Here is a 14,139-nt window from a genome sequence, read left to right on the forward strand (position 1 = left end):
GAAGACTTCCTCGACAAGAAGGACGACGACAAGCCGGTGAGGAATTCAGCGCAGCGCGCGGGCCGGCAATAGGTCCGGGCGCACTCTCAGAAGGGAATCCCGACTCGCGCAGCCGGCGCATTCACTGCATCGAGCACAGCCAGATCAGCACGCCCCCTTCTCCTCTAGGCGGTGCTTTCGCGCTGAACTACCACCCTGCGGCTCAGCGCTATGAACATCTCGACCGTGCCCGAGTCGCTCAGCCGGTGCGGCTGCGAGGTGAGGGCGGCGCGATGCTTCGTTTCTTGGCCTGTCTGGGCGCCGGATGCGCCTCGTCGTGGATCACTTGACAGGCGCGGCACTAGGATCTTGCTCTCGTGCGCCACGATCAGTCCGTCCGAGTCAGCGAGGTGGCAATGCGCGCAACTCACCTTGCCCATGCCGCGGATGATGCCCTTGCGGCAGTGAACCCCCTTGCGCAGGCTCTTCGCCCGGACAGAAGGCGCAAATCTTGACCACTTGCAACGTCGCCTTGCGCCTCAATCCGACAGACTGGGATGCCACAGCGCGCCGATCACCGAACCCGTCATCAGGGTGGCCAGCGTGCCCGAGACGATGGACCGGAAACCGAGCGCGACCACCTCGCCGCGCCGTTCCGGCACCAGGGTGGACAGTCCGCCGATCATGATGCCAAGGCTGCCCAGGTTGGCGAATCCGCACAGCGCATAAGTGAGGATGAGCCGGCTCCTCGGTTCGAGGGCCTCCGGCGGCAGTTGCGCCAGCTCGAGATAGGCGACCAACTCGTTGAGGATGACCTTCGTGCCCAGCAACTGTCCCGCTGTCACGCACTCCGACCACGGCAGGCCCGAAAGCCACGCAAGCGGGGCCATGAGATAGCCGAACAGCCGCTGCAAGGTGAGCGATGAGCCGCCCCACGGGGGCAGCAGCGCGAGGACCTGGTTCGCCAGGCTGACCAGGGCGACGAACACGATGAGCATGGCCACGATGCTGATCAGCAGTTGTGCGCCTTGGGCGGTTCCACGGGTGATCGCGTCGACGGCGCTTTGCGCCGGCTCCGGCTCGACCAGCTTCCCCGCAACCCCGGGGGCCTCGGGTGGGATCATCACTGTGGCGATCATGACCGCGGCGGGCACGCTGATGACCGAGGCGATCAGGATCTGTCCGAGGGCGTCCGGAATTACCGCCTTGAGCATGCTCGCGTAGAGCACGAGCACCGTGCCGGCGATGGTGGCCATGCCCGCGGTCATCAGGGCAAAGAATTCGGAACGGCTCATGTGCCTGAGATAGGGCCTCACCAGCAGCGGCGCTTCCACCATCCCGACGAAGACATTGACCGCGGCCCCCAGACCCAGCGCCCCGCCGATGCCCAGGCTGCGCTCCAGCAGCCAGGCGAATCCCCTGACCACGAGCGGCAGGATCTTCCAGTAGAAGAGCAGCGCGGAGAGCGCGCTCATGACAAGCACGATCGGCAGCGCGCGCAAGGCGAGCACGAAGGCAGCGCCGGGATAGGGCTCCGCAAAAGGCAGCGCGGCGCCGCCGAGGTAGCCGAACACGAACGAGGTGCCGGCCCGGGTCGCGCGCTCCAGCGCCAGGAGCCCGTCGTTGAGCGCGACAAAGGCATCTTTCAGCCCGGGAAGGTAGAGCAGCGCCGCAGCGAGCATGAACTGCAAAGCGACTCCGGCCACGACGATGCGCAGCGGAAATCGGCTCCGGTGCTCCGACAGCAGCCAGGCGATACCGACGAAGACGGCTAGACCGAACAGACTTTGAACGACGCCCAACCCTGTCATCGCGGGCCGGTCCACGCAGCAGTGGCGACCGCAGCATCATAAGGCGGCCGGGCGGTGAACGGATGAGGGCAGCGCCCCGTCGCCTTCGCCGGTCCTTCGGCCGCACGCGGCCCGCGCGCCTTGACGGTGTCATCGAAGGGGCGCGTAATGCGCGGCATGTCGCAGAGGGTCGTGGAAATCGGCATCCGAAAGCTGCGCGTCTGGCCGCAGCGGCAGGGGCTCACCCCGCTCGACGAGCCATCGATCAAGCTCACCCGCTTTCATGACACCGCACACTACCACCCGGCGCTCAAGCGCCGGGTCCTGGAGCTGCGGGAGGATTCCCACTTCCGGGACTACATCTTTCACGGCGGCTGCGGAACGAAGGTGCGCTGGATCGATCGCTGGGCGCGTCTGGAGACGGATTTGATCCACGCTCGCGCGCTTGCGTTGTTCAAAGAGGTGTACGGCCAGCCGCCGGTGGTGGACGACAGCTGGGCGAGCGTCTATGAGAAGGGCGACTACTGCATGCCCCACAGCCACTGCCGTTCGGTCGCCAGCGTGCTGTACGTGCTCGACCCGGGCGACCAGGACCCGACCGATCGCACCAGCGGAAGGTTCTGCTTCGCCGACCCGCGCATCGCGGCGTGCTGCCAGAACGAGCCCGGTCGCATGACCGAACTGCTCACACCGACGCTGGAGGAGGGCTCGATGATGATCTTTCCCAGCGAATGGGTCCACCTGGTGACGCCTTACGCGGGAACCCGCCCGCGCATCACGCTTTCGTGGAACATCCACGTCCGCGCACTGCCCGGCGCGCCTGGCGATTACTTCCGCCGCTAAGGGGCGCTCGCACCCAGCTACGACGGGTACTTCCGGCCGAGTTCCTCGACCTGAACCGGCGTGAGGATCTTAAGCTTGTTTCCACGCAGCATCAGGTAGAGCTTGGCGGTCTCTTCGAGCTCTTCGGTGGCGTAGACCGCGGTTTCGAGATCCCTGCCCGCAACCACCGGGCCGTGATTGGCGAGCAGCACCGCGTGGTGCTTGCCCGCCACCTCGCGCACGGCATCGGCCAGCGCAAGGTCGCCGGGCGCATAGTAGGGCAGCAGCGCGAGCCTGCCGACCTTCATGACGTAATAGGCGGTAATCGGCGGGATCGGCTCCCCGGGGTCCACGTCTGCCAGCACCGAAACGGCGACCGAATGGGTCGAGTGCAGATGCACGACGGCGCCGGCGGCAGGGCGCTCGGCATACATCGACAGATGCAGGAAAGCCTCCTTCGTCGGCTTGTCGCCCGAGATCAGCGCACCCTCGGCACTGACCTTGGAAAGCCTCGCCGGATCGAGCCGCCCGAGGCACGTGTTCGTCGGCGTCATGAGCCAGGTTCCGTCCTCGCTGCGGGCGCTGATGTTTCCCGAGCTGCCCGCTGTCAGCCCGCGGTCGAACATCGACTTGCCGAACCAGCAGATTTCCTCTCTCAGTTTGGTTTCGTTCATATCAAGTCAAAGTAAAGCTTTCACCGCGGAGGACGCAGAGGACGCTGAGGAACACCAAGATGAGAAATAAGAGCTTGTGTTGAAGGTATGAACCATGGTCACGGCTGCCAGCCTTCAATTTTCTTGTCGATGCATCTTCACGGTCCAACCCCGTACTTCACGTTTCCTTTTCCTGCCTTTCCTCTGCGTCCTCCGCGGTGAGCGCTTTGCTTCGTAGCCGATCGAAGGCCTTGGTGAAGAAATCAGGGGCGCCGAAGTTGCCCGACTTCAGCGCAAGCGCGAGCGTGGGCTGGCCGATGGAGAAAGTCCAGGGCACGCCGGGATCGATTTCTTCTCCGATGAAGAGGCCCTGGACGCCCAACGCGCCGACCACGGCGCCGGAAGTCTCTCCGCCCGCGACCACCAGTCGCCGCACGCCGAGCGTCACGAGGTCCTTCGCGATCCGGCCGAGGGTTTCTTCCACCACCGCGCCGGCGTGTTCTCGCCCCAGCTTCTCCTGCGCCGCGCCGACCTGCTCCGGCGTCGCGGTCGAGTAAATCAGCACGGGCTTCTCGCCCAACCGCGGCTTCGCCCATTCGATCGCCTCACTGGCGACATCGCGCCCCTGCGCAATCGAAGTCGGGTCGATCCGGAAGGCTTCATGCGTCTTCTTCATCGCTTCCACCTGTCCCTGCGTGGCAACCGAGCAGCTGCCCGAAAGCACCGCTGCCGCGCCCGAAACCCTGGGCAGGGCGTAGGACTGGCCGGCCTTGAGCAGGCCCCGCCGGATGAAGTTGGCCGGCAGCCCCATCGCCATGCCGGAACCGCCGGTGACGAGCTTCATGTCGGCGCAGGCCTCACCCAGGGTCAGCAAGTGCTCGTCGGTGATCGAATCCAGAATGGCATGGCGGATGCCTTGGCTTTTGAGCTGCTCGAACGCATTGCGCACCGCTTCAACGCCTTTAACGACGGTCGCATAAGGCACCAGGTCGACCTTGTGCTTGCACTGGCGTTGCAGCACGCGCCGCAGCGAGGGATCGGTCATGGGCGTCAAAGGATGATGGCGCATGCCCGATTCCGACAGCAGCACTTCGCCGACGAACAGATACCCCTGATACACGGTGCGCTTGTTGGTCGGAAAGGCGGGGTTGAACACGGTAAAGCGTTCGCCGAGCGCATCGAGCATCGCCTCGGCGACCGGACCGATGTTGCCCTGGTCGGTTGAGTCGAAGGTCGAGCAGTACTTGAAATAGAACTGGCGCGCGCCCCTCGCCCTCAGCCAGTCGAGCGCCGCCAGCGACATCTCGATCGCTTCGCGGGCCGGATTGCTGCGGGATTTCAGCGCGACGATGATCGCGTCGCAGTCGGGCACATCGAGCTCGCGACGCGGGACGCCGAGCAGCTGAATTGCGCGCATGCCCGCCTTGACGAGCGTGTTGGCGAGGTCGGTGGCGCCGGTAAAGTCGTCGGCCACGCAGCCGAGCAGCAAAGCCATGGGATCGATTCCCCGCAAAGGTGCGCGCCCGCGGGCGCGCCGCCGTCGCGGGGCGTTAGGTTATAGTTTGTGCGTCAAAGTCTACACCGAGACCCGCGCCGTGGCCTTCGCCGACAACCTGAAGAAGATTCCGCCGGTCACGCACGTCGAGAAGCTGGAGCTGTTACGGCCGGACGGCAGTGTCGAGGCCACGATCGAGAACAAGCAGGGGCAGGCCGGTTCGCTGGCGGTGTATTCTTACCTGGCGGCCAAATATGGCATGGTGCACGCCGATGCCGCGGCCGAAGGGCTGGAGCTCTACGGCGAACATGCAGCGGATGCCAGAGCCAATCCCGGCAAGCATCCGAACATCGACCGGCTGCTCAGAATCTCGGAACGCAACCTGCGCTTTACCGCCCGCGTGACCTTCAAGAAGAAGTAGCCGGGCGACGTCGCTCCGGCTAGCGCGGCCGGCAGAGCTGCTCGTCCAGATAAGCGACGATCCTGGTGCGCTCCGCACGGTCGGGCGCGTGATGCCGCGCCAGCACGCGCAGCAGATGTTCTCGGCACTCCCGGCCCGCGCGTCCGGCAAGCCGCTGGCCCACTTCGCTCAGCGTGTGGCAAGCCAGGCAGCGCTCGTTGAACGCCGCCGGATCGTTGCGGCGATCGGCGCAGCCGGCTGCCGACATCGCGAGTCCCAGAGCGATCGGGGCGAGTCGGGATGATCGGAACATGCTACTCCTGAAGACCGCGCCTGGCGTGGGTGGCATGCAGCACACAAGGAGCGCAAAAGGGCGGTCGACTGCCCCAATGGTGGCAGCGTTTGCCCGGGCTCGGGTTGACGTGGATCAGATCACGCGCGCCGCGCCCAGCCTACGTGTTGGGGCAGGCGTGTAGCTCCCGCGGTCGGGCGTGCGTGACACAGTCGAGTCCGGCCGGGCTTCGCCGTCCCGCTGACGGGCGCGGCTACAATCCGCCCATGGACGAGTCGGTTATCCGCGCGATGGCGAAATGGCCGAACGTGCCGGCCGTCTACGGCTGGCTCGAGCTCGACCGGCGAGGCAACTGGCTGATCAAGGGCGAGCGCATCGGCAATCCGGCCGTAATCGACTTCATTGGCCGCAACTACGCGTGCGACGAGCGCGGCCGCTGGTTCTTCCAGAACGGTCCGCAAAGGGTGTTCGTCAGGCTGGCCTACCTGCCGTTCGTCTTGCGCACGGCGGGGGGAAATGCGTTCCGGCTCGTGGCGCACACGGGGCAGGCGCTGGAGCATGCGAGCGGCGCATGGCTGGACGAGAACGGCGTTCTGATCGTGCGCTGGGCTGCAGGGGTGGGTGCGGTAATCGACCGCGACCTCGGAGAAGTCAGCAAGCATTTCACCGACTCCCTGGGCCGACCCGTTTCCGACGAGGAACTGGCGAAAGCGCTCGAGGCGGAATCGATCCGCCGGCGTGCCGGCTTCTGGTTCGACTACGGCGGGGAAAGGCTGCCCGTGGGACGCATGCGTTCCGATCAGGCGCCACAAAAGTTCGGCTTCTACGCCGATCCCCGGCCAGCCCCTGGCGAGCCCGAGTGCTAGCGACTCGGGCAAAGCCGCACAACAAGATCGCAACGCAAGGCTCGCAAGGCAGCGAAGGCCGCAAAGACAGACAGCGAAACCGCCCAAGCGCAGGGCTACGCCGGCTGAGCGGCTGCTTGCCGCCGGGCGGCGGGCTCCAATGCCGGGGATTGTCGGGCTCCGCCGGGCGTTGCCGCACCGAAAAGTTGCTGTTGCACTGTCTTCGCACCGGCGTCGATCGCGCGGGCCGGAGCTAGCGAATGCGCTTGCGGGGAAACTCTTCCTCGATCTTGTCCTGGTAATAGCTGACGATCGAGGGTGCGGAGGTGAAGCGCCGGTGCACCTCGGGCGACACCCCGGTGTACTGGTAGATCGAACCGTCGTTGAGCTCGACCTCGAGGACGCGATTGCGTTCGTCGTAGCCCACCGAGCGGATCTTGCTGGAGCTGACCTTCTTCCTGTTCATGGGCCCGCCTTATTCCCTCGCCGCCTATGCTAATCAGTGCAAATTCTTTCACAGCCCGCACCGACCTTGGTAGTTTTGCGGCGATTCTCCCCCACGCTGCGCAAGTGGCGCTCGCGCTTGCGGGCGTCGCGCTGATCGCTGGACGGGGCTTTCGGGCAGTCAGGTGTGTAAAGCATTGGGCCGCCATTCTCCGGCGGCCTTTTTTTGTGGCTTCCGGGCGGGCGCGTGCGAAAAGCCTGGAAGGCTAATCCCCGGGCTCCTGGCGCCGACTGATCGGAGCGTCAACGCTTCGCGGACGACTTCATTGACGAGGCAACAGCCCACCCGATCGTCCGGGCAACCGAACTTGGGCGAACCTTCAGGGGGACAATGCTCGCGGCTCAGGAAACTGGTATCCGTCGCGGATGCAGGCTGCCCGCGAGCATCTTCAGTGGCGCTTAGCTGGGCCGGTTACCCGCTACCGGAAACGGCCAAGCTGCCGGCGCAGAAACGGGCTTCGGCGCCGCTGGAGCCGCGGCGGTCGCGGCTGGCTTTGCCGCCTTCTTCTTGCCAGCCTTCTTCTTGGCCGGCTTTTTCTTCGCCGCTTTCTTCTTGCCAGCCTTCTTCTTGCTCTTCTTCGCCGCTTTCTTCTTCGCTGGCTTCTTCGCGGCCTTCTTCGCGGGCCTCTTCGCCTTGCTCATTTTCTTCGCGGGTTTCTTCGCCTTGCTCGTCTTCTTCCCGCTCTTCTTGGCTGCCTTTCTCTTCATTGCCATTGCTGCGTACCTCCTTGACAGGTTGATGAAAGAAACGGCGCGATCAGGGTTGGCCTCGCGCCGACTGACGACGCGCCCGAACGGCACCCGAGGCGCTGTTCGAGGCTCGCCGAGCAGTTCGAGAACCCGCGGAAAACAAAAAGAATTTCCGCCGGGGAACACTGGGAAAAGAGAAGAGCGACCGGCCCTTGAAGAGGGGCCAGCGCAACCGGCCAGCGGCCGGAAAAACTGCAGGGAAGACGCCGCCTACCGGGAGCCATTACTCCCAGCCAGTCGCGCCACCAACGCTGGATCGCGGGCGCGGGTGTTGTCGGTCGATAGCGCTTCTCGTCGTTTGCCCATCAACTTCCTGTCCGATGCACCGCCGAACTACATCGGCTGGTGCTGGTTGCAGAGATTGCGGCTCTGCCGGTCATGTCGCTGCCGTCCCCCCAAGCAAATCGCGCGCCTCAAGCCAGCCTTCACCGGAAGAGCTTTTTCGCCCCGGTCATCCTCACTCCCAGCTCAGTGCGCCGCCGGTCTGATACTCGGTCACCCGGGTCTCGAAGAAGTTCTTCTCCTTCTTGAGGTCGATCATCTCCGACATCCACGGGAACGGGTTGGCTGCCCCTGGGAACAGCGGGTCGAGGCCGATCTGTTGGCAGCGGCGGTTGGCCACGAAGCGCAGATACTCCTTGAACATCGGCGCGTTCAAACCCAGCACGCCGCGCGGCATGGTGTCTTCGGCGTAGCGGTATTCGAGTTCTACTCCCTTCTGGATCAGCGAGCGCACCTCGTTGCGAAACTCCGACGTCCAGAGCTGGGGATTTTCCATCTTGATCTGGTTGATGAGGTCGATGCCGAAATTGCAGTGCATCGACTCGTCGCGCAGGATGTACTGGTATTGCTCGGCCGCGCCGGTCATCTTGTTCTGCCGGCCGAGCGCCAAGATCTGGACGAAGCCGACGTAGAAGAACAGACCCTCCATGATGCAGGCGAAGACGATCAGGCTCCTGAGCAGCTTCTGGTCGTTCTCCGGCGTGCCGGTCCTGAACGACGGATCGGTCAGGACGTCTATGAAGGGGATCAGGAACTCGTCCTTGTCACGGATGCTGGGAATCTCGTGATAGGCGTTGAAAATCTCGCCCTCGTCCAGGCCGAGGCTCTCCACGATGTACTGGTAGGCGTGAGTGTGGATCGCCTCCTCGAAAGCCTGGCGCAGCAGGTACTGGCGGCACTCGGGCGCCGTGATGTGCCGATAGGTGCCGAGGACGATGTTGTTGGCGGCGAGCGAATCGGCGGTAACGAAGAAACCGAGGTTGCGCTTGACGATGAGCCGCTCGTCCTCGGTCAGCCCGCCGGGGTCTTTCCAGGTGGCGATATCGCGACTCATGTTGATTTCCTGCGGCATCCAGTGGTTCGCGCACCCGGCGAGGTACTTCTCCCAAGCCCACTTGTACTTGAACGGAACCAGCTGATTGACGTCCGCCTTGCCGTTGATGACGCGCTTGTCCTCGATGCGCACCCGGCGGTAGGCGGGATTTGCCGGCTCGACTTCGATCGGGGCCGTGGCGGAAGCAACGCTTGCGGATCCCTTCGGGAACCTCGCGACTCCTGAACTTCCGGCGATGTGATCTTCAAACTGCAGCATCGTTCGCTTCCTTTATAAATGTTATCGGTGGAGTGTCAAGTATTTCTTTGATGTTCGGCTGCCGATGCAGCCCCTTTTTGGCAGTTTCGCTACGCTTTCGCGCCGATGAAGTGCGCCCCCCTCGGGCTCATCAGGTCCTCGTGCGACGGCATGGAACGTCGCGATCTGGCGGCACTGGGCGTCTTGTCACGCCTTGCGCTTGGAGGAAACGCCACCCGCCTTGCCGCGCGTCGCGGCACGCTCACTGGCAGGCCTCGCAGCCCGGATCATCGATCGCGCAGAACTTCGGCTCTGCCAGTGACGCTGACGGTGCGGTCATCGGCGCCGCGGATGCCTGAACCATTCCGCCGTCCGCCGGGACCGCGTTGAGCTGCCCGGCGCGGACCGTCGATTTTTCGGCAGAGGTCGCACCCAGGGTGCGCAGGTAATAAGTGGTCTTCAATCCGCGTTTCCAGGCCAGCTTGTAGATCTCGTCCAACTTCTTCCCGGAAGCCCCCGCCATGTAGATGTTGAGTGACTGAGCCTGGTCGATCCATTTCTGGCGCCGGGCCGCGCATTCGACCAGCCAGGTCGGATCGATCTCGAAGGCGGTTGCATACAGCTTGCGGATGTCCGGCGGGATGCGGTCGATCCTGGCCAGCGAGCCGTCGAAGTACTTCAGATCGGCGATCATCACCTCGTCCCACAAACCCAGTTTCTTGAGGTCGCGAACCAGGTACTCGTTGGTCACCGTGAACTCGCCCGACAGGTTCGATTTGACGTACAGGTTCTGGTAGGTCGGCTCGATCGAGGCCGACACCCCGACGATGTTGGCGATCGTGGCCGTCGGGGCGATGGCAACACAGTTGGAATTGCGCATGCCGTGGCGCCGGATGCGGTTGCGCAGCGCTTCCCAGTCCATCGTGGCCGACACGTCGACCTCGACGTTTCCGCCGCGCTCCTCGGCCAGCGATTTCAGCGTGTCCTGTGGCAGGATGCCCTGCGACCAGAGGGACCCGTCGAACGTGGAGTAGCGGCCGCGCTCCTCGGCCAGCTCGGTCGATGCCCAGTAGGCGTAGTAGCAGACCGCTTCCATGGACCGGTCCGCGAATTCCACCGCTTCCCGCGAGGCGTAGGGAACGCGCATTTCCTGCAGGCAGTCCTGGAATCCCATGATCCCCAGGCCCACCGGGCGGTGCTTGAGATTCGAATTGCGCGCCTTATTGACCGCGTAATAATTGATGTCGATCACGTTGTCGAGCATCCGCATCGCGGTGGACACCGTTTGCTTGAGCTTATCGTGGTCGAGCCGGCCGTCCTTCATGTGGGCGACCAGATTGATCGACCCCAGATTGCAGACCGCGATCTCGGAATCCGACGTGTTGAGGGTGATCTCGGTGCAGAGGTTGGAGCTGTGCACCACGCCGGCGTGCCGCTGCGGGCTGCGGATGTTGCACGGGTCCTTGAAGGTAATCCACGGATGGCCGGTCTCGAACAGCATGCTGAGCATCTTGCGCCACAGCTGGACCGCCGGGATTCTCTTATGGAGCCTGATCTCCCCCCGCAGGGCGCGGTTCTCGTATTCGATGTAGGCCTTTTCGAAGGCCTTTCCGTATTTGTCATGCAGATCGGGGACGTCGGACGGGGAAAACAACGTCCAGTCGCCTCCCTCCATGACCCGTTTCATGAACAGATCGGGGACCCAGTTGGCCGTGTTCATGTCGTGGGTGCGGCGGCGGTCGTCACCGGTGTTCTTGCGCAACTCGAGGAACTCCTCGATGTCGAGGTGCCAGGTTTCCAGGTAGGCACATACCGCGCCCTTGCGTTTGCCCCCCTGGTTCACCGCCACCGCCGTGTCGTTGACCACCTTGAGGAACGGGACCACTCCCTGCGACTTGCCGTTGGTGCCCTTGATGTGGGAGCCCAGAGCCCTCACGGGGGTCCAGTCGTTGCCCAGCCCGCCGGCGAACTTCGACAGCAGGGCGTTCTCCTTGATCGCTTCGTAGATCCCCTCCAGGTCGTCCGAAACGGTGGTGAGGTAGCAGCTCGAAAGTTGCGAGCGGACGGTGCCCGAGTTGAACAACGTCGGCGTGGAACTCATGAAGTCGAAGTTCGACAGGACATGGTAGAACTCAATGGCCCGGGCCTCGCGCTCGACCTCGTTGACGGCGAGACCCATGGCCACGCGCATAAAAAAGGCCTGGGGAAGCTCGATGCGCTGACCATGCACGTGGAGGAAATAGCGGTCATAGAGCGTTTGCAGGCCCAAATAACCGAACTTCAGATCGCGGCTGGCATCGAGCGCTGCGCCGAGCGATTGCAGATCGAACCGGGAGAGGCGCTCGTCGAGCAGTCCGGCTTCGATGCCCTTTTTCACGAAGCTCGGGAAATAATCGGCATAACGGGTGCGCATGTCGGCCTGGCTGACTTCCTCGCCCAGGACTTCGTAGCGCACGCTGTTCAGCAGGAGGCGGGCGGTGACGTAGCTGTAGGCCGGATCCTTCTCGATGAGGGAACGCGCCGCCAGGATGACGGACTTGCGCACCTCTTCCATCGGCACGCCGTCGTAAAGGTCTCGCAGGGTGAGCTGCAGCACATGATCGGCATCCACCGCGCGGCCGAGCCCCTCGCAGGAGTCCTTGATCAGGGCGGCCAGCGCCTCGACGTCGAGCGGGCGCGCGAGACCGCGATCGACCACGTTGATCGCGGGCCGCTGTGCGATTCCCTCCGCCTGCTTCTGGCGCGCCCGCTCGCGAGCGCGCGCCTCACGATACAAGACGTAGGCACGGGCGACTTCGTGCTCCCCGGCTCGCATCAGGGCCAGTTCGACCTGGTCCTGAATGTCCTCGATATGGAAAGTGCCGCCTGCGGGCTGGCGCCGCAGCAGCGCCTGCACCACGGACTCGGTCAGATGCGCAACGACTTCTCGAATGCGCGCTGAAGCCGCGCCCTGACCGCCGTTGACGGCGATGAACGCCTTGGTCATGGCCACCGCGATCTTCGAGGGCTCGAAGCCCACCACCGCCCCGTTGCGACGGATCACCCGGTACTGCGCATAGCGGGTCTCTTCCTGGCGTGCAGCCGTCTCGCCGGCTGGAAAGCCGCTCACGACGGAGGACGAAGAAACGTTGGTGGCCACTTGCATGCTCTCTCCCTCATTACTCTTGTCGCCTGGCGGCAACAACTACGGGGGCCACCGGCGACCACTATATATTGTGTGTGAGGCGATTACGCCACACGAATTCTAGTAGCGTACCGACCTCTGTCAAGCGCTTTCTGCGCTGCCGGCAGGCGCGTTTTGGCAAACAGCGGGACTGGCGAAACGCTGCTGCTCGAAAGCGTTCAGGCGAAGTCGAAGGCGCAGCCGGACACGGCCGGATGGAAGCACGCGGCAATGCGCACGGTGCAAAAGTGGATATCGACGGTGTCGGCGATGTGCCGGGCGTAGCCGCCCGCCATCGTGACGGCGACCGCAACGCCGGCGTCGCGGCACAGCTCCAAGACCAGCCGGTCGCGCGCCGCCAGCCCGCGTTTGGTGAGCGCGAGGCGACCCAGCCGGTCGTCTGCGAACGGGTCGGCGCCTGCCAGATAGATCGCGAGGCCCGCTTGCGCCGCGGACAGCGCCCTGCACAGCCCCCCTTCCAGCGCGGCCAGATACTCTGCATCGCCGGTTGCGTCGGCCAGCTCGATGTCGAGGTCGCTCGGCTGCTTGTGCAGCGGGAAGTTCCTGGCGCAATGGATCGAGAACGTAAACACGCTGGGATCGTCGGCAAAGATGGCGGCGGTGCCGTCGCCTTGATGGACGTCGCAGTCGATGGCGAGCACGCGATGCACCCGTCCCTCGGCCTGCATCGCCAGCGCGGCGATCGCGGTATCGTTGAATACGCAGTAGCCGGCCCCGCGGTCGCGGAACGCGTGATGCGTGCCGCCCGCGAGGCTGACCGCCACTCCCTCCTCCAGCGCGGCGCGGCAGGCCTCGATGGTGGCACCAGCCGAACGGCGCGAGCGCTCCACCATCTGCGGCGTCCAGGGAAAGCCGATACGGCGAATCTCCGCCTCGCTCAATCGCCCGGAGCTCACCCGCCGCACGTAATCCGGGTCGTGCACCCGCAGGATTTCTTCGTCGGTCGCCGCATGCGGCACGCGCAGTGGCTCGCCGCCGGAAAGCCCTGCCGCTTCCACCCGCTCTCTGAGCATCGAATACTTCGCCATCGGGAACCGGTGTCCCCCCGGCAGCGGCAGCACGAACTGGTCCGTGTAGTAAATTCTCACGTCAGAACACCACTGCGAAGGCACTGAAGAGCACAAAGAGCACGAGGAAAAACTGAAGAAGAGAAGACCGGTCGGGAGGAGATCCCGTCGGCTTGTGCAGGTTCAGACACTCCGTTTCGGACCTCTTCGTGTACCTTCGTGTCTTGTGGTCATTACAGTTGTCCGCCATGCCGCTTCGGGTCAGGCAATCGTCTCCCTGAAGCGCGGCCAGTCGAAGAACGGCCCGGGGTCGGTCTTTCGCCCCGCAGGCACCGCGATGTCCGAGTGCCCGACGATGTCCACGATGGGATAGGCCTTCTTCAACGCGCGAGTCAGACGGCCGAGCACTTCATACTGCGCGTCGCTGAACGCAACGTCATCGGCGCCTTCCAGCTCCACGCCGATCGAAAAATCATTGCAACGGCCGCGACCGCGCCATTGCGACTCGCCCGCGTGCCAGGCCCGGCCGGCGCAGGGTACGAACTGGATCAGCTCGCCGTCGCGCCGTATGAAGAAGTGGGCAGACACCTTCAGACCGGCGATCTTGCGGAAGTAAGGGTGTTCCGCCGGGTCGAGGCGGTTGGTGAAGAATCGGATGACCGCGTCGCCGCCGAAATGCCCCGGCGGAAGGCTGATGCTGTGTATGACCAGCAGCTCGATGTCAGAGCCGTGCGGTCGCGCGTCGAAGTTCGGGGAAGGTATCTGGCGTGCCGCGTCGAGCAGGCCGTCGTCCAGACCCCAGATCGCCTTTCGCCTCTGGCCTCCGACCCTTCGCCTCACACCGG

The 14,139-nt window shown here is 64.3% G+C and carries 13 protein-coding genes; 3 read left to right on the plus strand and 10 right to left on the minus strand.

Features of this window, described 5'->3' with window-relative positions; translation table 11 throughout:
• Positions 1 to 518: 518 nt before the first annotated feature.
• Positions 519 to 1,790 carry a nucleoside transporter C-terminal domain-containing protein gene (locus VNM24_01770; GenBank protein HWQ37328.1) on the minus strand — a complete coding sequence of 424 codons (1,272 nt, stop codon included), beginning with the start codon at positions 1,788 to 1,790 and terminating at the stop codon, positions 519 to 521.
• Positions 1,791 to 1,937: 147 nt separating this feature from the next.
• Between VNM24_01770 and VNM24_01775 the strand changes: the two genes are divergently transcribed.
• Complete coding sequence (locus VNM24_01775) at positions 1,938 to 2,612, plus strand: putative 2OG-Fe(II) oxygenase (GenBank protein HWQ37329.1); 675 nt, start codon at positions 1,938 to 1,940, stop codon at positions 2,610 to 2,612.
• A 17-nt stretch (positions 2,613 to 2,629) separates the two neighbouring features.
• Here VNM24_01775 and otnC read toward each other — a convergent pair whose 3' ends face one another.
• Both otnC and otnK read right to left on the minus strand, forming a co-directional pair.
• On the minus strand, positions 2,630 to 3,265 hold the full coding sequence (gene otnC / locus VNM24_01780; protein HWQ37330.1) for a 3-oxo-tetronate 4-phosphate decarboxylase: 636 nt from the start codon (positions 3,263 to 3,265) through the stop codon (positions 2,630 to 2,632).
• 157 nt (positions 3,266 to 3,422) lie between these two features.
• Complete coding sequence (gene otnK, locus VNM24_01785) at positions 3,423 to 4,739, minus strand: 3-oxo-tetronate kinase (protein ID HWQ37331.1); 1,317 nt, start codon at positions 4,737 to 4,739, stop codon at positions 3,423 to 3,425.
• On the opposite strand from otnK, the gene VNM24_01790 reads away from it, so the two are divergent.
• A complete protein-coding gene (locus VNM24_01790; GenBank protein ID HWQ37332.1) occupies positions 4,738 to 5,160 on the plus strand; it encodes a DUF2322 family protein in 423 nt (140 codons plus the stop codon). The two genes, otnK and VNM24_01790, sit on opposite strands and share 2 nt — an antisense overlap.
• A 19-nt stretch (positions 5,161 to 5,179) precedes the next feature.
• On the opposite strand, the gene VNM24_01795 is transcribed toward VNM24_01790, so the two are convergent.
• Positions 5,180 to 5,452, minus strand: coding sequence for a hypothetical protein (locus VNM24_01795; protein ID HWQ37333.1), 273 nt, complete (start codon positions 5,450 to 5,452; stop codon positions 5,180 to 5,182).
• Positions 5,453 to 5,697: 245 nt separating this feature from the next.
• Between VNM24_01795 and VNM24_01800 the strand changes: the two genes are divergently transcribed.
• The gene (locus VNM24_01800) at positions 5,698 to 6,297 is read left to right on the plus strand and encodes a DUF2946 family protein (protein ID HWQ37334.1); all 600 of its coding nucleotides are present in this window, start codon (positions 5,698 to 5,700) and stop codon (positions 6,295 to 6,297) included.
• Between the two features lie 232 nt (positions 6,298 to 6,529).
• On the opposite strand, the gene VNM24_01805 is transcribed toward VNM24_01800, so the two are convergent.
• The 6 genes from VNM24_01805 to ampD all read right to left on the minus strand — a co-directional run bounded on the left by VNM24_01805 (position 6,530) and on the right by ampD (position 14,134).
• Positions 6,530 to 6,742, minus strand: coding sequence for a KTSC domain-containing protein (locus VNM24_01805; GenBank protein ID HWQ37335.1), 213 nt, complete (start codon positions 6,740 to 6,742; stop codon positions 6,530 to 6,532).
• 437 nt (positions 6,743 to 7,179) lie between these two features.
• Complete coding sequence (locus VNM24_01810) at positions 7,180 to 7,581, minus strand: hypothetical protein (GenBank protein ID HWQ37336.1); 402 nt, start codon at positions 7,579 to 7,581, stop codon at positions 7,180 to 7,182.
• Positions 7,582 to 7,987: 406 nt separating this feature from the next.
• Positions 7,988 to 9,124 carry a ribonucleotide-diphosphate reductase subunit beta gene (locus tag VNM24_01815; GenBank protein HWQ37337.1) on the minus strand — a complete coding sequence of 379 codons (1,137 nt, stop codon included), beginning with the start codon at positions 9,122 to 9,124 and terminating at the stop codon, positions 7,988 to 7,990.
• 241 nt (positions 9,125 to 9,365) lie between these two features.
• Positions 9,366 to 12,248, minus strand: coding sequence for a ribonucleoside-diphosphate reductase subunit alpha (locus VNM24_01820; protein HWQ37338.1), 2,883 nt, complete (start codon positions 12,246 to 12,248; stop codon positions 9,366 to 9,368).
• 197 nt (positions 12,249 to 12,445) lie between these two features.
• A complete protein-coding gene (locus VNM24_01825) occupies positions 12,446 to 13,375 on the minus strand; it encodes a histone deacetylase (protein HWQ37339.1) in 930 nt (309 codons plus the stop codon).
• A gap of 180 nt (positions 13,376 to 13,555) precedes the next feature.
• Positions 13,556 to 14,134: a 1,6-anhydro-N-acetylmuramyl-L-alanine amidase AmpD gene (gene ampD, locus VNM24_01830; protein HWQ37340.1), complete on the minus strand. Its 579-nt coding sequence runs from the start codon at positions 14,132 to 14,134 to the stop codon at positions 13,556 to 13,558.
• Positions 14,135 to 14,139: the final 5 nt, after the last annotated feature.

The sequence above is a fragment of the Burkholderiales bacterium genome, assembly GCA_035560005.1.
In the GTDB taxonomy this organism is placed as follows: Bacteria; Pseudomonadota; Gammaproteobacteria; order Burkholderiales; family Eutrophovitaceae; genus DASRFY01.